Consider the following 20,691-nt stretch of genomic DNA (forward strand, 5'->3'; position numbering starts at 1 on the left):
AGGCATGACGGGATCTTTTCGTACACTCGTCGCCAGTCTGTCGCTGGCGTTGACGATCCACGGCGAAGCATGGGCCGCAAACGACCCGTTGGCACCTACGGGACGTTGGACCGCGGTCACGACGGGGCGGGCAGCAACCCCGCCCATGGGCTGGAACTCCTGGAACGCTTTCCACACGGATGTCACGGAAGCGAAGATACTCGCTTCGGCCCAGGCGATCGTCGACAGTGGATTGGCTCGAAAAGGCTATCGATACATCAACGTCGATGATGGCTGGTGGTTGAAGCGGCGGATGCCGGACGGCCGGATGATCGTGCGAACGTCGACCTTTCCATCGGCTGCGGTCGGCGGAACTGACCAGACCAGCCTGAAGCCGTTCACCGACCGTATTCACGCAATGGGTCTGAAGGCCGGCATCTATTCGGACATCGGGGCCAATACCTGTTCGCAGGCCTTTGCTCCCAATTCCCCGAATCTTCCCGAAGGCACTGCCGCCGAACGCGAAGTGGGGCTGTACGGCCATATCGATCAGGACATCCGACTTTATTTCAGCGATTGGGCATTCGACTATATCAAGGTCGATGGCTGCGGCATCCGCGCGTTCGGCCCGCAGAGCGAAGGTGTCAGATCGGGGCAGTATCGCGCACTCGGGCCGCTCGTCGACATCGAGGAAATTCGCCGGACCGACATTGCCGCCGTTCGCAAGCTCTACCAGCAAGTTGCCGATGCCTTGCGCCGCTCAAAACCCGAGGGCGATTACGTGTTTTCGATCTGTGCCTGGGGAGCGGCCGATGTCCGTGCCTGGGGCAAGGACGTGGGTAATCTTTCGCGGACCAGCGACGACCTCACTCCCAACTGGACCCGGATGCTGGCGAATTTCGACAGCGCGGCCAATCGGCCGCTGTATGCGCATCCGGGCTCCTGGAATGACCCCGATATGCTGTTCGTCGGACAAGGCGATTTCGACGAGCACCATTTAATGGAAGCGAAATCGCATTTCGCACTCTGGTCCATGCTGTCGGCGCCGCTTTTGATCGGATACGATCTGAGGGGCGCGCCACAACCGCTCATGGACATTCTCGGCAATCGCGACATCATCGCGATCGATCAGGACCCGGAGGGCAACCAGGCGGTGCTGGCTTACGACACCGACGACGTTCAGATCCTGGTGAAGATGCTTGGTAACGGGCACAAGGCCGTGGCGGTCTTCAACCGCGGACTCGCCCCCGCGGACGTGACGCTGACCGCCGACCATCTCAAATTCTCCCGGACCGCCCCGGTGACCCTCAGGAATCTCTGGACCGGTGCGACGCTCCCCGCTTTTTCCGGGGGAATGAAGATCCATCTCGCGCCGCGCGAGACGGTCGTGTTTGATGCCGTCGGAACGCGTGCCCTGGCGGACGGCATTTACCTGTCGGAAATGCCTGGGAGGGTGAATCCGGCGGTCGACGGGGTAACCATTCCTCAGCCTGACCCCACGATCCATCGCATGATCAATCCTTGGGCGAGCACAACCGACACGGGCGAGCCCCCCGCCTATACCGGATGGGGTGGTGCGCAGGCCGATGCCACACCCTATCGACAGGCCCTACGTATCCAGGGAAACATGTACGGGACCGGCCTGGGCGTTCTCGCCAACTCACGGTTCGAGGTCAGGGCCGACGGTAAATTCCGCCGCTTCGTCGCGGATGTCGGGGTCGACGATTCGACATTCGATACGGACGACGTCGTGACCTTTGCGGTCTATGGAGACGGCAAGCTTCTAACGATGTCCAAGCCGATCCGGTTTGGCCAGGCCGCACAGGTGTTGCGTGCCGATATCAAGGGAGTGAAGATCGTCGAGTTGGTGGCGCGCGGCAAGTCGGCGAGGAACAAGGTGCCTACCGTCGTAACTTGGGGAAACGCGGCGCTGCTCTACAACTAGAGGCGACTCGATCCGCGCGGACCGACGTCACTCTAACGAACACTCGCCGTTGCGCTGATCCGGTGCCCGTGACTTCCTGCAGATGCGGCCGAGGGCCCCGGCACAACATTCGCGCTCAAAAGCTCCATGGGCCAATTGGCGGATCAACCGTCGGGCTTTCCTTCCAAATTACCGGGAAACGGCGACGCTGTCAGCCACCACAGGATTCCCGCACGATCAGGTCGGTCGGCAGATGCACCGGCAAGTGTTCGGGCGAGAAATCGAGCACGCGCGACACCAGCAATCGCCCCGCCTCGGCAGTATCCTGGCGGATCGTGCTCAGTGTCGGCGTGCTCAACCGGCTGAGCAGCATGTCGTCATAGCCCACTACCGATACGTCCCCAGGTACTGTGCGACCGGCGCGCTTGATCGCGCGAATCGCGCCCAGGGCGATCAGGTCGCTCGACGCGACGATGCCGTCGAACACCACGCCGCGATGGAGCAGCCGAGCGACAGCTGCCTCCGCCGCCTCGAGTTCGAACTCGACGGCGACGACCAGATTGGGATCGGCCTCGAGCCCGCTTTCCTTGACGCCTTCGAGATAGCCGCGGCGGCGCTGCAACGCCTCGGGGTCGCTGCCGCCGAGGAACAGAATGTTGCGCCGGCCCATCCGAGCGAGATGCAGGGTCGCGCGCCGCCCGCCGAGCACATTGTCCGAACCGACGGAGCAATATTTCTGGCCGGCCATATGCGCGCCCCAGACCACGAAATGCCCGTTGGTCGAGGTCGCGAGTTGATTGAGCTGTTCGTGCAGCGCGCCCTGGCCCAGGAAAATCACCCCACTCGCGCGGCTGGTGGTGACGGCATGGACCAGATCGTCGTAATTTTCCGGTGAGGTGTGGCTGACGATGAAATCGCACGACCGCGCACGCGCCGCCTCGCCGATCTGCGCGATCAGTTCGAGGAAGAACGGGTGAGTCAGCGGTACCGGCCGACCACGCATGTGCGGGGTGACGATCGCGATCGAACCCTCGGCACCGATCGGTGCGGCGGGCATGTAATGGCGGAACGGATAGTCATGCTCGCGCGCCAATGCCCAGATGCGCTGCTTGGTCTTGGCACTGATTACCGGCTCGTCGTTGAGCGCGCGCGACACCGTCGATACCGAGACGCCCGCCAGCTTGGCGAGGTCCTGCAGCGTCGTATTGTTGTTGCTGTTGCTGCCCATTACGCCCAAGCTGACCCGCTAACCGGCGCCGACTTAAGGAGCGAAGGGCAGGTTTTGCAAGCGAACGAGGGGGACGCGGGCATTTCAGCAGCGACGCCGATGCGGCGGCCGCGGCTCACGATCGGCCAGATCTGGAACATGTGCTGCGGCCTGTTCGGGGTGCAGATCGTCTGGGGGCTGCAGAACGGCAGCACCAGCCGGATCTTCCAGACATTGGGCGCCGAGCTCGACCAATTGCCGATCCTGTGGATCGCGGCGCCGATCACCGGCCTGCTCGTCCAGCCGCTGATCGGGCATTGGAGCGATCGCACCTGGGGACCGCTCGGGCGGCGGCGGCCGTTCCTGCTGGCGGGATCGATCCTGACCGCAATCGCGCTGGTCGCGATGCCCAATGCCGCGAGCATCTGGACGGCGAGCCTGGCACTGTGGCTGCTCACCGCCTCGATCAATATCGCCGCCGAGCCGTTTCGCGCGCTCGTCGCCGATGCCCTGCCGGAGGAGCAGCGGACCGAAGGCTTTGCCGTGCAGGTCTTCTTCATCGGTGCCGGAGCGGTGTTCGCATCGGCGCTGCCCTGGATCCTTACGCACTGGTTCGGGGTCGCAGCCACCGCCGCGCCCGGGCTGCTGCCGCCGTCGGTACGCGTCACTTTCTATATCGGCGCGGTCGGGCTGCTCGCCGCGGTCGCCTGGACGGTCGCCACGACGACCGAGCGGCCGCCGGCCAGCCTTGCCGCCGACGCGCCCGACCTGATCGACCACGCAGTGCCAAGCACAACCGGCGCGGCGACACTTGCCCTGAGCGGAACATTATGGATGCTTGGCGGCGGCGCGATCGCGGGCTTCGCTTATGCGGAGCAGCTCGAGCGCGAAATATATGTGCTCGCCGCGATCGCCTTTCTGTTCGGACTCGCGCAACTCGCCGCGGTGGCGATGCGGCGCCGCGGCAGGCATTCACTCGGCGTGTTCGAGATTGTCGAGGACATATTGCACATGCCGCGCGTGCTGCGGCACCTCGCAATGGTGCAGTTCTTCACCTGGACCGCCTTGTTCGCGATGTGGATCTACACCGTGCCCGCTATCGCCGCCCACCATTATCACACCACCAATGCCAGTTCCGCGGCCTATAATGCCGGCGCCGATTGGGTGGGCGTGTTGTTCGCTGGCTATAACGGCGTGGCGGCAATCGCCGCCCTGGCGCTGCCATGGATCTCCGACCGGATCGGGCGGCGCACGGTCTATGCGGCCAGTCTTGGGCTCGGCGCGCTGGGCCTTGCCGGGTTCGTGTGGGTCGACGATCCGCGCTGGCTGTGGTTGCCGACGATCGGGATCGGGTGCGCCTGGGCAGCGATCCTGTCGCTGCCTTATGCAATGCTCGCCAGCGCGGTGCCGCCGCGAAAGATGGGCGTCTATATGGGCATCCACAACATGTTCCTGGTGCTGCCCCAACTCGTGGCAGCGACCGTGCTCGGCGCGATTGTCCATCATTGGCTCGATAACCAGGCGATCTTTGCCCTGGGACTAGCCGCGACCGCAATGGCGATCGCCGCGCTGACCGCGCTCTTCATCCCAAATTCGTGAAGACAGTTATGCAACTTTTGCATAAATGAACTTCTGCGCGAATCCCGAAATTTGGATTCTCCCGAGATACGAGGCGCAAAAACGGGGCTTGCGCGTTACGGAAATTTACGCAACAAAGCGCAAATCGTTGCAAAGGGCTGCAAGCGATGGAGACGCGCGCACCGCGAAAAGCCGGGCCGCACAGGAGGGGTGAAGGGGCAAATGGCACGCGACGACGCGCCGCATCAAATCCACCAACGATGATTCGCGCCGCGTGCCGGGCATGCAGCCTCGGCACGCGAGCAACGGGATAAGCCCCCGCATGAGGGGCGGGCATAGGGGAGTGATCGATGAAACACCTGGGTACCAGCCATAGCCGCGGCCTTCTGTGGAGCGGTGCGTCGCTGATGACGTTGGCGATCTTCGCCGCGACCGGCGCGCAAGCGCAGACCGCGCCGGAGGCCGCCGCCAGCCCGACCGCGGCGCCGCAAACGGATAGCGGCTCCCAGGCCCCCGATGACAACGACATCCTGATCGTCGGCGTGCGCCGCGCGCTGGGCGACGCCGCGGAGACCAAGCGCAACGCCGCGACGATTGTCGACTCGATCAGCGCGACCGACATCGGCTCGTTCCCCGACACTTCGGTATCGGGCGCCTTGTCGCGCATCCCCGGCATCACCGTGTCGCGGCTGCAATCGACCGACGATTCGACCCACCCGTCGGGTGAGGCGGCCGGCGTATTGGTCCGCGGCCTGACCCAGGTCCGTACCGAGTTCAACGGCCGCGACAGCTTCTCGGCCGATGCCGCGCGCGGGCTCAACTTCAACGACATCTCGCCCGAGCTCATGTCGCGCGTCGACGTCTACAAGAATCTGACCGCCGACATGATCGAGGGCGGCATCGCCGGCACGGTCGACCTGCGCACGCGCCTGCCGTTCGACCAGAACGGCCTGGTCGTGACCGGCAACGCAAAGGCGACCTATGGCGACCGCTCGAAGAAATGGACCGGTGAATTCTCCGCGCTGATCAGCGACACGTTCGATACGGAGATCGGCAAGTTCGGCTTCATGGCCGACTTCGCGCGCAGCCATGTGATCACGCGCACCGAGAGCGTGATCATGGACAAGATCGACACTTATTGTTCGGCCGGTGCGCTCAAGCCCGACGGCAGCGCCAATGTCGGCTCGGACGGAGCGATCGGCTGTACCGCCAATCCGTTCGGCGGCACCGGCTGGGCATACGCGCCCGACGGCGTGCGCTATTCGCAGGTCGATTACGACCGCACCCGCCGCGGCATCGCGCTGGCCGGGCAGTTCCAAGACAAATCGGAACGGTTCCTGCTGACCGTCCAATATACCGACTCCAAATATCACAATGCCTGGCTCGAGCGCGCCAGCCACGTGATCTTCGACGGCAATGCCTATGGCACGCCGGCGTTCAACCCGCGCAGCGGCACGATCCTGGGCGCGGCCGACGGCACCCCGGCTCTGGTGTTCGGCTCCAACGGCATGCTGCAATCGGGCGTGCTGACCCAGGGCCATGGCAGCTGGCTGGGCAGCTGGAGCGGCAACGACCAGGACGCGATCAATACCGGGTCGGCGGTCCCCGGCATGCCGTTCGTCAACAATTGCGGTACCGGCCATTGCACCACGCTGCGCGACGGCCTCTATTTCCAGAACGAAGCGCGCAATTTCGACCATAGCGAGGGCACGCGCGACTTCTCCGCGAATATCGACTGGAAGATCACCGACAATCTCAGGCTGACGCTCGACGGGCAGCGCATCACCGCGTCGACCAACAATAACGACATCCTCGTCGCGGTTGGGTCGATGGCTAACATGCAGTATAGCGTGAACGGCGACGGCACGCCCGAGGTCAAGTTGCTGCCGGGCTCCAACGTCAATTACGCGAGCGGCGGCCTGTCCAATCCGCACAATTACTGGATCCCGTTCATCCAGGGCCATGTCGAGGACAATGATGCCGACGAATGGGCGTTCAAGGGCGACCTGCAATATGATTTCGACAAGGGCGGCTGGCTCGACTCGCTGAAGGTCGGCGTGCGCTATGCCGACCGCAACCAGACGGTCCGCTATTCGACCTTCAACTGGACCCCGATCGCCGCGTCGTGGAATTGCAACGGCGCGGGCTTCAACGCCGATAACACCGCGCCCAATCCGGCGGCGGCCTGCAATTCCAACTTCAAGGGCTATGGCGCCGGCATCTGGGAATCGACCAGCCTGGGCAACGATTTCTACAATGGCAGCGCCTATAATAACGGCCCGCTGGTCTATCTGAACCGCGATACGCTGCAGAACTTCCCCAAGCTGCTGCAGTCGCTGAGCGGCGCCACCACCAACTCGCCGATCGCACCCGGCTATACCGCAATCTGCGACCGGCCCGAAGCGACGGTCGACAATTGCTTCACGCCGTCCGAAGTCACCAGGACGTCGGAACGGACCAAGGCCGCCTATGCCATGCTCAATTTCGGCGGTGATCAGCCGATCTTCGGCGGCGGCATCCGGGTGAAGGGCAATATCGGCGTCCGCGTGATCCGGACAGAAGTGACCAGCGACGGCGCGGTATCCTATCCGACGAGCACCGCCCTCAACCTGCTGCCGACGTGCGCGACGCCGCTGTCGGGCACCGCGATCGTCCAGCCGAGCTGCTATCTGACCCCCGCGGTCCTCGCCTTCGCGGCCGGCGGCGGGTCGCCGAACCAGCTCAAGGCGAGCTACACCAACGTGCTGCCCAGCTTCAACCTGCGGCTCGGCTTCGACAGCAAGACCTATGTTCGCTTCGGCTATTCGCGCGGCCTGTCGCGGCCCGATTTCGGCCTGCTGCGCAATTTCGTGTCGATCAACTCGCCGGTCATCAACACCGGGCCGGACTCGCCCTATATCGTCTACAACTCGCCGACCGCGGCGCATGTCGCGGCCAACGTCACCGGCTATAATTTCGTGTTCAACGCGGAATCGGGCTATGCCGGTCTCCGGCCGATGACCGCCGACCAGTTCGACCTCACCTTCGAACGCTATATGGGCAAGTCGTCCCTGTTCACGGTCGACCTGTTCTACAAGAAGCTCCACAACGCGATCTCGTACGGTCAGTTCGAGCGCCAGTTCACCAATAACGGTTCGACCCAGACGGTCCTGCTGCGCGGCCCGCGCAACGAGAAGAGCGGCGGCGAACTGAAAGGCTTCGAAGTCGGATATCAGACCTTCTTCGACTTCCTGCCCGGCCTGCTCTCGGGCCTCGGTATCCAGGCCAATTACACGTTCGTCGACCAATCGGGGATCAACAATTCGAACCTGATCGCGGTCGGCGCGCTCGATGCCGGCGGCACCGGCGGGCAGGGTGCGGGTCTGGACGTCAGCGGCGGACGCGGCGCGGTGATCGACTCGCACATGCTGGCCGGCATCTCGAAACACTCGTTCAACGTGGTCGGCCTCTACGAAAAGGGCCCGGTCGCGTTGCGCGTCGCGTACAATTGGCGGTCGCGCTTCCTGACCAACAACCTGGATTGCTGCATCGGCTTGCCGGTGTTCCAGAAAGCCGCCGGCTTCCTTGACGGGTCGCTCCGCATCTCGCTCGACAAGAGGTTCGAGATCGCGCTCGAGGGATCCAATCTGCTCAACACGCGAACCGTCTATCAGCAGCAGATTTTCGGCGACTCCAAGGCAACGCCGGGGGCCAAGCCGGTCTACATCGACTCCAACTGGGGCGTGGTCGACCGCCGCTTCTCGATTGGCGGCCGGTTCAAGTTCTGATTTCCTCCACTGGGCGCCGCCGCCACCCTTCCAAGTGCGGCGGCGCCTGATTTTTGTGAGGGAAGACCATCATGGCGCCGGCACCAGGACCAGAACCATCCCGCCCAGACCCGTTCAAGGTGGCCATCGTCGGCGGCGGCACTGCCGGGTGGATGGCGGCGTCGGCGCTGGTCAAACTGCTGCCCGCGCAAGACTATGCGATCACGCTGATCGAATCCGAGGAGATCGGCACGGTCGGCGTCGGCGAAGCGACTCTGCCGCACATCAAGATCTTCAACGACGCGCTGGGGATCGACGAGGCGCAATTCATGCGCGACACCCAGGCGGTCTTCAAGGCCGGGATCGAGTTCGTCGACTGGGACGTCCCTGGCGAGAGCTACGTCCATCCGTTCGGCACGTTCGGCGAACCCTGGGCCGGAGTCGATTTCCAGCATCACTGGGCGCGCGCCCGTGCCGCCGGCAAGGCAGCCGAGCTGCACGATTATTCCTATGCGATCGCGGTCTGTCGCAACGCCGCGTTCGAGCATCCGAACGAGGATCCCAAGTCGATCCGCTCGACCTATTCCTACGCCTATCATTTCGACGCCGGCCTCTATGCACGCTTTCTGCGCCGCTGGGCCGAGCCGCAAGGCGTCACGCGGATCGAGGGCAAGGTGGTCGACATCGTCCGCGATCCCGCGAGCGGCCATGTCGCCGCGCTTCGCCTGGAGTCCGGGATCGCGGTCGCCGGCGATCTGTTCATCGACTGCTCGGGTTTCCGCTCGCTGCTGGTCGGCGGGGCGATGGGTGTTGCGTGGCACGACTGGAGCGACTGGCTGCCCTGCGACCGCGCCTTCGCGATCCCCAGCATCCGCACCGAGCCACTGCTGCCCTTCACCCGGCTGACCGCGCGGGAAGCCGGCTGGACGTGGCGGATCGGGCTCCAGCACCGCACCGGCAACGGCTATGTCTTTTCCAGCCGCTTTACCGACGAGGAGCGTGCGCGCGACGTGCTGCTCGGTGCGCTCGACGCGCCGCCGCTCGGCGAGCCAAGGCTGCTGCGCTTCGAGGCGGGCCGCCGCGCCACCGCCTGGGCGGGCAATTGCGTCGCGATCGGGCTCGCCAGCGGGTTCCTGGAGCCGCTCGAATCGACCTCGATCTTCCTGATCCAGGCCGGGGTGATGGACCTGATCGGGCTGATGCCCACGCTGCGCACCGGAATCGATCCGCGGCTGGCGGCCGAATATAACCGGCTGTTCGAGGTCCATTACGATCGCATCCGCGACTTCCTCGTCCTCCATTACACCGCCAATCGCCGCCATGGTCAGCCGCTCTGGGACCATGTCCGCAGCATGGAACTGCCCGATACGCTCGCGCACAAGATCGCTTTGTTCGAAGCGTCGGCGGCGGCGCCCGATTACCGCTACGGCCTGTTCTCGCGCGACTCCTGGCTTGCGGTGCTGGTCGGTCAGGGGGTCCTGCCGCGCAGCTGGAACCCGCTGGCCGAGGCGATCCCGATCGACGAACTCGAAGCGCGGCTCGCCGACCTCAAATACCGGATCGAGGTCAATGCCGCCGACATGACCCCGCACGGCGACCTCGTGCGCTCCTATTGCCTCGCCCCCGCGCTGGAGCCGGCAGCATGACCGCGCCCGTTCAGCGCGGCGTGCAATCGCTCGTCCTGCTCGGCCGGGACGCGCCATTGTGGCTTGCGGCCAGCGTGCTCCGGGCGGCGCTCGCGCCCGCCGGCGTCGCGGTCACCGCGATCGAGCTGCCGAGCCTGCTCTATCCGGCGGACGTCTATGCGACCCTGCCGGGACTCGAGGCGCTCCACACCCGCCTCCGCCTCGACGAGGCTGGCCTGCTGCGGGCGACCGGCGGCGCCTTCTCGCTCGGACAGAATGTGGTCGACCTGCTCGGCACGCGGCCGCCCTTCCTCAATGCCTATGGCGGCTACGGCGCGCCGATCGAGGGCAACGACTTCTTTGCCTATTGGCTGAAGGCGCGCGGGCTCGGGCTCGATGTCGCGCTCGAGGATTTCTCGCTGACCGGCGCCGCCGCGCGCCAGGGTCGGGTGATGATCCCCGACGAAGCGAGCGAGATCTATGGCCGCGCCGATTACGCCTATCATTTGCCCGCCATCGCTTATGCCGCCGGCCTCAAATCGGTCGCGCAGCGGCTCGGCGTGGCGGCGCGCACCGCCAGTCATATCGCGATCGAGCGCGGCGAGGATGGCGACATCACCGCGCTGGTCGCCGATGGCGCGCGCGTCCCGGGCGATTTCTTCGTCGACGCGACCGGGACCGACGCCGCCTTGATCGGACGGACGCTCGGTATCGGCCAGGAAAGCTGGCGGGCGCATTTTCCGGCCGACCGCGTGTTCGTCGCGCGTGCCCAAGCCTTTGCGCCGGTGCCGACCTATGCCGAGATCCGCGCCTGGGACCGCGGCTGGACCGGCCTCTATCCGGCGCAGGCGGCGACGCATGTCGTCCATGCCTTCGACAGCGCGCTGATCGGCGACGAGCAAGCGTTGCAGGCGGCAGCGGCGGCGAGCGGGTTGGCGCTGGGCGACGCGGTGCTGCGGCCGTCCGACCCGGGGCGGCGCGAGCAGCCCTGGGCGCAGAATTGCGTCGCGATCGGCGCGGCGGCGTGCGCGCTCGATCCAATCCATACTCTCGACCTCCATGCGGTGCAGCTCGGGCTGGTCGCCCTGCTGACCTATTTCCCGACCGGCGATGCAGTCGCGCCGAGCCGCGCCGAATATAACCGGTTGATGCGATCGTCGTTCGAGCGGTTGCGTGACTATCAGGCAGCCTTCTATGCCTGCGCGCCGTTCGCCGGGCCGTTCTGGCGCGCCGCCCAGGCGGCGCCGCTGCCGCCCGCGCTCGCGCATATCGTCGACACCTTCCGCGCGCGCGGCGAGGTGCCGCCGATGGAGGATGACAGCATCGCGGCCGATCATTGGCGCGCTTTGCTGATCGGGCTCGGCATCGCACCCGAAAGCTATTCGCCGCGGATCGACACGACCGATCCCGAGGCGGTCAAGGCGCGGTTCCGGACGATGCTCGGTTTCGTCAAGGAAACGGTGCTGCGCCAGCCGATGCATGCCGAGGCGCTGGGAACCGCGCGTGGTTGACCCGATCCGCCTGCAGCGCGATCCGGCCGCGCTCGACAGCCTGCCGCGCATCGCCCGGCGCGGCGTGATCGCACCGGACGAATTCGCCGCGATCGTCGCCGCGGGCGCGCCCGTAGTACTCCACGGCCTGTTCGACACTTGGCCCGCGCTCGCCGCCGGGATGCAGGGTGCGGCGACGCTGAACGCCTATTTCCGCCGGCTCGACAGCGGGGCAGCGGTGCCGGTGATGGAGGCCCCCGCGCGGCATCGCGGGCAATTCGCTTATGGTCCCGACCTGCGCGAATTCACTTTCACCAGGCGCCAGGCGCCGCTGGGTTCCACGCTCGACCGCATCGAAGGGCTGATCGGCCAGCCCGATGCGCCGACCGTCGCGATCCAGATGCTGCGGCTCGACCAGGCGATGCCCGGTTTCGCCGAGCATAACCCGATGCCTTTGCTACCCGGAATCGGCGCGCGACTGTGGCTGGGTGGCGCGGTCCACACGCGGACGCACAACGATCGCGACCACAATCTCGCCTGCGTGATCGCCGGGCGGCGGCGCTTCGTTCTGTTTCCGCCCGAGCAGGTGAGCAACCTCTATGTCGGTCCGCCCGACAACCCGCCAGCGCTCTCGCTGGTCGATCCCGAGGCGCCCGATCTCGCCCGCTTCCCGCGTTACGTGGACGCCGTCGCCGCCGCGAGCCTCGCCTTGGTCGAACCAGGCGAGGCGCTCTTCCTGCCGCGCTACTGGTGGCACCACGTCATCTCGCTCGACGCCTATAACGCGATGGTCAATTACTGGTGGGGCGGCAGCGACGAGCCCAACCACGCTTTCCTGACCGCCTTGCTCGCGTTCCGCGATCTGCCGCCGGGCGAGCGCGATTACTGGCGCGAGATGATCGCGGCATACGTATTCGGCGAGCGCGGCGATGTGCTGTCGCATATCCCCGCACCACTCCAGGGGCCGTTCGGTCCGCTTTCTCCCACCGCGCGCACGGCGCTGCGTCAACAGCTTCGCGCCGCGCTCGGCAAACCTTCCTGATCTCTCCCCGAGGAACCTCCAGATGATCCTTCGTTCGCTTGCCCTGATTGCCGCACTCGGCTGGACCGCTTCCGCCGCGGCCGCCACTCGCGAATGCGCGCAATCGCCAGGCAAGGTGATCGAGATCTGCGTGTGGGTCGAGAACGGCCAGGCGCTCTACGAGGTGACCCGCAAGGGCGCGCAGCTCCTTGCGCCGTCCGAGCTCGGCCTGACCTTCAAGGGCGAGCCGGCCGCGCGCTTTTCGGCGATGGGCAATCCGCGCCGAGCCTCATCGGACACGAATTGGGAACAGCCTTGGGGCGAAGAGCGGGTGATCCGCGACAACCACAATGAACTGACCGTCACGCTCAATGGCGACACCGCGCTCAACAAGGCGGTCGACGTCACCTTCCGCCTGTTCGATGACGGCTTCGGCTTCCGCTACGACTACAAGGATGTGCCCGCCGGCCAGGACGTCGCGGTCACTGCCGAGCGCACCCAATTCCACACGCTCGGCGCCTATCAGGCCTGGTGGTATCAAGGACTGGGCCAGGAACGCGACGAATATCTCTATACCCAGACCGACGCGCGCCGCATCACACTCGCCGAGACGCCGCTGACGATGAAGGGTGCCAACGGCCTCTACCTCTCGTTCCACGAAGCGGCGATGATCGACTTCCCGTCGATGCTGCTTCAGGGCAATGGCGAGGGCACGTTGACCGCGTGGCTGATGCCTTGGCCCGACGGCACGCTGGCCAAGAAGACCGGCCCCTTCATCACGCCGTGGCGGACGGTGCTGATTGGAGAGACGCCGGGCGCGCTGGCCGACAGCCGGATCGAGCTCAACCTCAACGAACCGAGCAGGATCCCCGATATCCGGAAGTGGTTCACCCCCGGCAAGTTCGTCGGCGTGTGGTGGGAAATGCATCTCGACAAGACGACCTGGTCGAGCGGCATGCGGCACGGCGCGACCACAGCCAATGTCGAGCGCTATATCGACTTCGCCGCCAAATACGGCTTCAGCGGAGTCCTGGTCGAAGGGTGGAACCAGGGCTGGGACGGCGACTGGATCGCCAATGGCGACAAGTTCAGCTTCACCAAGCCCTATCCCGATTTCGACATCGCCGCGGTCACTGCTTACGCCAAGGCCAAGGGCGTGCAGTTGATCGGGCATAACGAGACCGGCGGCGGGGTGGTCAATTATGAAAACCAGCTCGACGACGCGATGAAATTCTACGCCAGCTACGGCGTCCATGCGGTCAAGACGGGCTATGTCCGCCATGCCGGCGACATCCTCGACCGCGAGGGCAAGGGCGAGTGGTTCGCCGGCCAGTTCATGGTCCGCCACAATCTTCTCGTCGCCGAGACCGCGGCGAAATACCGTATCGCGATCGACGCGCACGAGCCGGTCAAGGATACGGGTTTGCGCCGCACCTGGCCCAACATGATCGCCCGCGAAGGCGCGCGGGGACAGGAATATAATGCCTGGGGCGTGCCGACCAATCCGCCCGAACACATGACGATCCTGCCCTTCACTCGGCTGCTCGGCGGGCCGATGGATTTCACGCCGGGCATCTTCGATCTGGCGCACGGCAAGGACGACGTGACGCGGCGCGTGCAATCGACGCTTGCCACGCAGTTGGCCGAATATGTCGTGGTCTACAGCCCGATCCAGATGGCCGCCGATCTGCCCGAAAATTACGAGAAGAACCTGGCCGCGTTCCAGTTCATCCGCGACGTGCCGACCGACTGGGAAGTCTCCCGCACGCTGCAATCGGAAATCGGCGATTACGTCGTCGTCGTGCGCCAGCCGCGTGGCGGGCAGGACTGGTATCTGGGCGCGATCACGGACGAAAATGCGCGCACGCTGTCGCAGCCGCTGACCTTCCTGGCGCCGGGCAGGAAGTATGAGGCGCAGATCTATCGCGACGGACCCAACGCCGATTACCGCGTCAATCCGCTGCCGATCACGATCGAGAAGAAGGTGGTGACGTCAAACGACGTGCTACCGCTCGACCTCGCGCCGGGGGGCGGCACCGCGATCCGATTCCACGTTATACGCTGAGCGTCGCAAATGGCCGTGTGTGGACGGGCGCCTTTCCGACACGCTGCTGGCTAAGGTTTAGGCCATTTCGCTCTTTGCGATGTGACAGAGCTATGCGAACGCGCAGAGAACGGCGATAGATAGTCGGCGGTTAATTGCTAGCGATCAGAGCTATTCTGCAGCACGAGGCGTCTTCCTTGGATTTCGCGGCGGACGACGCGGGTAACCAAAGCACTGGCGTCCATTGCAGGCTTAGTTAATGGCGAGGGCCGCCCAGTTTCCGAGGGAGTCCAGTTGGAGCATGGTGACGCTTCGCCGCGTTCGCGGCTGACCGACGACGCCTTTAAGACGAACCCATCAAATGTGATCCGCGCCTCAATTGCGTACGTCCGAAGCGGCGCATACACCGGTTGGACATAAGCGAACGGACTGATCGAGTTGAACGATGCCGTGGCGAAATAAGCGTCGCTCAAAATGCGCGTGAAGCCGGCGAGTGAGAGCTTCGCGATGATGATCGCCACACGGGTATCCGCCGTCCAGTAACTGGCGCCGAGCTGGAAACCGAGCGAAAGGCGCTCCGAGTGGAAGCATGTGGTCAGCCATCATGAACGCCGTCACGTGCGGCGAGAAGGCGCGCTGATTGCCGGCACAGCCGGAAACCCACGCGCGAGAAACTTCGGGTCGTCGGCGGTGGTTCGCAATTTCACAAACTCGGCCGGCGCTCGTGTATGTGGTGGAAGAGCTCAAGAACCGGGTCGTATTGCGGCAGTGCGATTCTACGTCGGATTCGGCATGACGCGCCGCCCCGAGCAAGCGGTGAACTGTGGTCTAGAAATCCTCCGGGTGCTCGCCTATAGGCGTCCAAATCCTCGGTTCTAGGCCGCTACCAAGGCGGTCTGAACGATATGCGGGCGTGGTGGAACTGGTAGACGCGCCGGACTCAAAATCCGGTTCCGAAAGGAGTGTGGGTTCGATTCCCACCGCCCGCACCATCTTCAAGCTGGTTTGGTTTGCACAATCGGGCGACGGGCCCGTCGGGAATAGGCGAGGGCTTAAACCCGGCGCGCGATTACCGCCGCATAGCCGCCGAAGCGCCAGTCGGTCACATGGCCGACGGTTTCCTCCGTGCGCCAGCGATCGGGCTGGACGGGGCGCCATTCGACCGGCTCGGGCGACATGTTGAACACGCACAACACCGTCTCGTCGGGCGCCGACCGCTCGATCGCCAGGACCGTTTCACTCGCTTCGATCACGCGAGCATCGCCACACATCAACGCGTCACTCGATCGGCGGAACGCGAGCAGATGCCGCGTCAGGTTGAGCAAGGATTCCGGATCTCCGTCCTGGCGATCCACCGCCAGCGCGAGATGGTCGGCGCCGATCGGCAACCAGGGCGTGCCGGAGCTGAAGCCGGCATGATCGTTGGCGTCTTGGCGCCAGGGCATCGGTGTGCGCGCCCCGTCCCGCGATAGCGTCAGCGGCCAATTGGCGATCGCTTCGGGATCGCGCAGCGCATCGAACGGGATGTCGACCTGGGTCAGGCCGAGTTCCTCGCCATTGTACAGGAAGATGTTACCGCGCAGCGAGATGAGTAGCATCAGCTTCATCCGCGCGAAGGTGTCGCGGTGTTGGGGGGCTGCCCAGCGCGAGATTGCGCGCGGCGCGTCGTGATTCTCGAACGCCCAGCTTGGCCAGCCGGTGCCGGGCGCATCGGGCCATTGCGCGAGCGCGTCGCGCACCAGCGCAGGCGTCAACTTGTCGGCGTAGAGGAAATTGAAGCCATAGGCCGAATTAAGCCGGCGGTCCCCCTGGGTGAAGGCGTGCATTTCGGCCTCGGGGCTCGGGCCGCCGACCTCGGCGACGGTGAAGGTCGCGCCATATTTGTCGAGCAGTACCCGCAACCGCTCGAGGAATGCCGGTATCTGGGGTTGGCTCTGGTTATGGATATGTTGCTGGAAGTCGAATGAGCGCGTGCGCGGTCCCGCCGGGGCTGGCGGATTGTCGGTCAGCGCGGGGTCGTGCATCGAGAAGTTGATCGCATCGATGCGGAAACCGTCGACGCCGCGGTCGAGCCAGAATTTCGCCACGTCGAGCATCGCGTCCTGCACCGCCGGCAAGTGCATGTGCAACTGCGGCTGCTCGGGGAGGAAATTGTGCATGTAATATTGCCGGCGCGGTGCGCTCCAGGTCCAGGCCGGGCCGCCGAACACCGATTGCCAGTTGTTGGGCGGCGTGCCGTCGGGTTTGGCGTCGGCCCAGACATACCAATCGGCCTTGGGATTGGTGCGATCGGCGCGGCTCTCCAGGAACCAGGGGTGTCGGTCGCTGCTGTGCGAATAAACCTGGTCGATCAGCACCTTGAGCCCGAGCGTGTGTGCACGGGCGACCAGCGCGTCGAAATCGTCCAGCGTGCCGAAGATCGGGTCGACGTCGCAATAATCGGCCACATCATAGCCGAAATCGAGCATCGGCGAGGTGAAGAAGGGCGACAGCCAGATCGCGTCGACGCCCAGGCTCGCGACATGATCGAGATGCGCGGTGATGCCGGGCAAGTCGCCGATGCCGTCGCCATTGGTATCGGCGAAGCTGCGCGGATAGATTTGGTAGATCGCCGCTCCGCGCCACCATTCGCGCGCTGTCTGGACGGAGGGTAGGCGGGCGACGTCGTTCACTGGGCCTCGCAAATGATGAAGTCGAGAGGAGCGAGGCTGACCTTCAGGCTGCCCGGCGCGGTTGCTTTCGCTTCGCACGCACCGTGGAGCGCGGTGAAAGCGGAGGATTTGTCGTCGACCAGCACATTGGCGGTGAGCGGCGCGGTCGAGGTGTTGAACGCGATCAGCATTTCCTTGCCGGTATCGGGATCGAACCGTGACACGGCGAACAGGCCGGGTTTGTCGCCCCACGCGCGCGGTACCTGGCGCCCGCGGGTGAGCGCACGGTGGCTGGTGCGGGTGCGGGCGAGCTCGGCGATCGTCTTGAAGATCGGATTGTCGGTGCCGAAACTCGGTGTCGCTGTGGTCTTGGTCGTCCCGAGCAATTTGGTGTCGTTATAGACCGCGACCTTGCTGCCGAACATGTCCTCGCGCGCGAGCTGGTCGTTGCCCGTGCTGACGAAGCCCTGTTCGTCGCCATAATAAATGGTCGGCACCCCGCGCAGCGTCAGCAGCATGGCATGGCCGAGAATGACGCGCTTCAACACCTCTTCGTCGCTCGCCTGGGGGAAGCCGGCTTTTACGAACATCGAGAAGCGGCCCATGTCATGATTGCCGAGAAACGTCGGCAAGGTCCGCGCGGTAGCCTCTCCATCGGCATAAGCGGGGTCGCCGAAGAACATGTGGAACAGCTCGCTGGTCGGGGCGCCGCGGGCGACGGTGTCGGCCACCGCGCGCTCGAACGCGAAGTCGAGCACGGCGGGCAGTTTGTCGACCCGCGTGTGCGCCGCAAGCCGCGCGACGTCGAGGTCGCCGGTGAACACCTCACCGAAGATATGGAAGTTGGGGATGCCTTTGGCCTTGGCGCGCGCTAGCATCGCCGGGACGAACGCCTGCCAGAAGGCGGGGTCGACATGCTGCGCGGTGTCGATGCGATATCCGTCGATGCCGAAATCGTCGATCCACTTGCCGAAAATGTCGATCATGCCCGCGATCACGCGCGGGTTCTCTGTCATCAGATCATCGAGCCCACCGAAGTCCCCGAGCTGCGAATCCTCGGTCGAGAAGGTCGAATCGCCGCGATTATGGTAATAGATCGGGTCGTTGAGCCAGGCCGGGACCTTGGCTTTCTCCTCGCCCTTGGGAAGGTATGGCGTGTAGGCCCAGTCGGGGTCGGTCAGCTTGGCAAAATTCTCGGGCGTCGCGACGCCATCGCCGAGGAAGCCCGGATTGATCGCCGGACCGCTCGCGCCGCCCCTGCGCGTATAGGGATAGTCGGCACGGCCGCGGTAGGCGCACGGCTTGTCCGCTTCGCACTCGCGATACTTGATCACGTCCGCGGTGTGGTTGGCGATAATGTCCATATAGACCTTCATCCCACGCGCGTGTGCCGCGTCGACCAAGGCCTTGAAGTCGGCATTGGTGCCGAAATGCGGATCGACGCGGGTGAAGTCGGTGATCCAATAGCCGTGATAACCGGCGGACTCGCTGCCCTTGGGACCCTGGACCGGCTTGTTCTTGAAGATCGGCCCGACCCAGATCGCGGTCGCGCCGAGCGCCTGGATATAGTCGATCCGTTTGAGCAGCCCCTTGAGGTCGCCGCCGTGATAGAAGCCCTTGGCGGTCGGATCGAAGCCGGTGACGAGTCGGTCACCCTTCAGACCGCCGGCATCGTTCTTCGGATCGCCATTCTCGAACCGGTCGGGCAGGACGAAATAGATGACCTCGTCCTCGGGCAGGCGGTCGCGATAGGTCGATGCGGCCGCCGATGCCGGTGCAGGGCCGGAAGAGGCCAGTCCCGGTTGCGCGAGCGCAGACGCGAGCAAGGCGGCGAGTAGCGAGCGGCGGATCATGCGTGTTTCTCCAGAACGTTACCCCTCATCGACATCACGAAGTCGCGATGGCTGGGCAGCGTTTCCGCCTTGATGCGATAGGATTTGGCCAGGGTGTCGAGAAAGGGACCGACATCCTGCCCTGGTACGTTGTCGGCGAGCGGCGACCAGCTGTGCGGCATGATGCCTTGGCCGATCATCACTTGACCCCAGCTATCGTCGAGGAACAACTCGTCCTCCTCGCGGACGAACGCGCCGGCTTCGCGAAACAGCTCGATCTTTTCCGCCAGCGTTGCGGGAAGGGCGATCGCCCGGCAATGGTCCCAGAACGGCTCGCCGACGCGCTCGTTGGCGATATAATGCAGGACGATGAAATCTCGGATGCGCTGCCACTCGATGGTGGACAGGCGATTAAACGTGTCGCGCGCCGTGGCGACGTTCGACAAGTCGCCGGATAGCAAGGTGAGCAGCCGACCCAGCCCCGACTGGACGAGGTGGATGCTGGTGGATTCGAGCGGCTCCATGAAGCCTGCGGCGAGACCCAAAGCGACGCAATTATGCGACCAGAAATCCTGTCGGTGCCCGCTGGTGAAGCGGATCGGACGCGGGTCCGCGAGCGGCTTGCCTTCGATGTTGGCGAGCAGCAGTTCGCTCGCTTCTTCAACCGACATGAACTCGGAGCAGAAGACATGGCCGTTGCCGGTGCGGTGCTGCAGCGGAATGCGCCATTGCCAGCCGGCGGGTCGCGCCATCGACTGAGTATAGGGACGCAACTCCGGCCGTGTTTCGCTGGGCACCGCCAGGGCAGTGTCGCAGGGCAGAAAACGGCGCCAGTCGACGAAGGGTACGCCGAGTGCATTGCCAAGCAACAGGCTGCGAAATCCGGTGCAGTCGATGAAGAGCGTGCCCGCCACCTCGCGGTCGTGATCCAACCGCAGCGCACGGATATCCCCCGTTTCGCCATCGCGCTCGACGCTTTCGATCAGCCCTTCGACCCGCCGCACCCCGCGCTCTTCGGCATAGTCGCGAAGCATTGCCGCGAAGAGCGCCGCGTCGAAATGGTAGGCATAAGCCAGTTCGGTCGGCTTGCCATCGCGGCCTTCGGTAGTCGCGAACCGACCCAGGCGCGTGGCGGCGATGTTATAGCTGTAATCGCCATAGTCGCCTGCGACGCCGAGGTGCCGGCCGCGCAGCCAGAGTTGGCGGAAAGGGATCAGTCCGACGCCGCGCCCGACCTGGCCGAAGCTGTGGATGTAGCGACGCCCGGGACGCAGCCAATCGCTGAACTCGATCCCCAGCTTGAACGTAGCGTTGGTGCGCCGCAGGAACTCGTCTTGGTCGAGCCCAAGCCCAATGATCAAGTTGTGGATCTGCGGGATCGTCGCCTCGCCGACGCCGACCGTGCCGATCGCGTCGGATTCCACGAGGGTAATCGTCGCGCGGTTGCCGAGGAAGCGGGCGAGGATGGCGGCTGCCGTCCATCCTGCTGTCCCGCCGCCGGCGATGACGATGTCGAGCGACGTGGAATCAGTCATGTCAGGCCTTCACCGTCGAATGAGCCTCGCCGGCCACAACCGGCGAGGCTGTTCGTGTA

At 64.8% G+C, this 20,691-nt stretch carries 12 protein-coding genes and 1 tRNA gene; 8 read left to right on the plus strand and 5 right to left on the minus strand.

What is annotated here, in order from left to right; all coding sequences use genetic code 11:
- The first annotated feature begins 4 nt into the window (after nt 1-4).
- Nucleotides 5-1,924: an NPCBM/NEW2 domain-containing protein gene (locus tag Q0L25_RS01360; RefSeq protein ID WP_296611127.1), complete on the plus strand. Its 1,920-nt coding sequence runs from the start codon at nt 5-7 to the stop codon at nt 1,922-1,924.
- 190 nt (nt 1,925-2,114) lie between these two features.
- Here the strand turns inward: Q0L25_RS01360 and Q0L25_RS01365 are convergent, their stop codons facing one another.
- A complete protein-coding gene (locus Q0L25_RS01365; protein WP_296611128.1) occupies nt 2,115-3,131 on the minus strand; it encodes a LacI family DNA-binding transcriptional regulator in 1,017 nt (338 codons plus the stop codon).
- A 99-nt stretch (nt 3,132-3,230) separates the two neighbouring features.
- Between Q0L25_RS01365 and Q0L25_RS01370 the strand changes: the two genes are divergently transcribed.
- From Q0L25_RS01370 to Q0L25_RS01395, 6 genes are all read left to right on the plus strand, one after another.
- Nucleotides 3,231-4,709, plus strand: coding sequence for an MFS transporter (locus Q0L25_RS01370; RefSeq protein WP_296611129.1), 1,479 nt, complete (start codon nt 3,231-3,233; stop codon nt 4,707-4,709).
- A gap of 329 nt (nt 4,710-5,038) precedes the next feature.
- Entirely contained in the window at nt 5,039-8,455 is a 3,417-nt protein-coding gene (locus tag Q0L25_RS01375; protein WP_296611130.1) for a TonB-dependent receptor, read from the plus strand.
- Nucleotides 8,456-8,526: 71 nt separating this feature from the next.
- Nucleotides 8,527-10,080: a tryptophan halogenase family protein gene (locus tag Q0L25_RS01380; protein WP_296611131.1), complete on the plus strand. Its 1,554-nt coding sequence runs from the start codon at nt 8,527-8,529 to the stop codon at nt 10,078-10,080.
- Nucleotides 10,077-11,570, plus strand: coding sequence for a tryptophan 7-halogenase (locus tag Q0L25_RS01385; protein WP_296611132.1), 1,494 nt, complete (start codon nt 10,077-10,079; stop codon nt 11,568-11,570). Before Q0L25_RS01380 ends, Q0L25_RS01385 begins: the two co-directional genes overlap by 4 nt.
- Nucleotides 11,563-12,591: a cupin-like domain-containing protein gene (locus Q0L25_RS01390; RefSeq protein ID WP_296611133.1), complete on the plus strand. Its 1,029-nt coding sequence runs from the start codon at nt 11,563-11,565 to the stop codon at nt 12,589-12,591. Before Q0L25_RS01385 ends, Q0L25_RS01390 begins: the two co-directional genes overlap by 8 nt.
- A 22-nt stretch (nt 12,592-12,613) precedes the next feature.
- Nucleotides 12,614-14,635: a glycoside hydrolase family 97 protein gene (locus Q0L25_RS01395; protein ID WP_296611134.1), complete on the plus strand. Its 2,022-nt coding sequence runs from the start codon at nt 12,614-12,616 to the stop codon at nt 14,633-14,635.
- Between the two features lie 137 nt (nt 14,636-14,772).
- Here Q0L25_RS01395 and Q0L25_RS01400 read toward each other — a convergent pair whose 3' ends face one another.
- Nucleotides 14,773-15,135 carry a hypothetical protein gene (locus Q0L25_RS01400; protein ID WP_296611135.1) on the minus strand — a complete coding sequence of 121 codons (363 nt, stop codon included), beginning with the start codon at nt 15,133-15,135 and terminating at the stop codon, nt 14,773-14,775.
- Nucleotides 15,136-15,521: 386 nt separating this feature from the next.
- Here Q0L25_RS01400 and Q0L25_RS01405 point away from each other — a divergent pair.
- A tRNA-Leu gene (locus tag Q0L25_RS01405) sits at nt 15,522-15,606 on the plus strand.
- A gap of 60 nt (nt 15,607-15,666) precedes the next feature.
- Here the strand turns inward: Q0L25_RS01405 and Q0L25_RS01410 are convergent.
- From Q0L25_RS01410 to Q0L25_RS01420, 3 genes are read right to left on the minus strand one after another with little or no spacing between them, the layout of a single operon-like run.
- Nucleotides 15,667-17,286 (minus strand): alpha-glucosidase, encoded by a 1,620-nt coding sequence (locus Q0L25_RS01410; protein ID WP_296611136.1) that lies wholly within the window; start codon nt 17,284-17,286, stop codon nt 15,667-15,669.
- Nucleotides 17,283-19,118, minus strand: a complete 1,836-nt coding sequence (locus Q0L25_RS01415) for an alpha-amylase family glycosyl hydrolase (RefSeq protein ID WP_296611137.1) — start codon at nt 19,116-19,118, stop codon at nt 17,283-17,285. Before Q0L25_RS01415 ends, Q0L25_RS01410 begins: the two co-directional genes overlap by 4 nt.
- Nucleotides 19,115-20,632 carry a tryptophan halogenase family protein gene (locus tag Q0L25_RS01420; RefSeq protein ID WP_296611138.1) on the minus strand — a complete coding sequence of 506 codons (1,518 nt, stop codon included), beginning with the start codon at nt 20,630-20,632 and terminating at the stop codon, nt 19,115-19,117. Before Q0L25_RS01420 ends, Q0L25_RS01415 begins: the two co-directional genes overlap by 4 nt.
- Nucleotides 20,633-20,691 lie beyond the last annotated feature (59 nt).

This window comes from Sphingomonas sp. (genome assembly GCF_024508665.1).
GTDB lineage: Bacteria > Pseudomonadota > Alphaproteobacteria > Sphingomonadales > Sphingomonadaceae > Sphingomonas.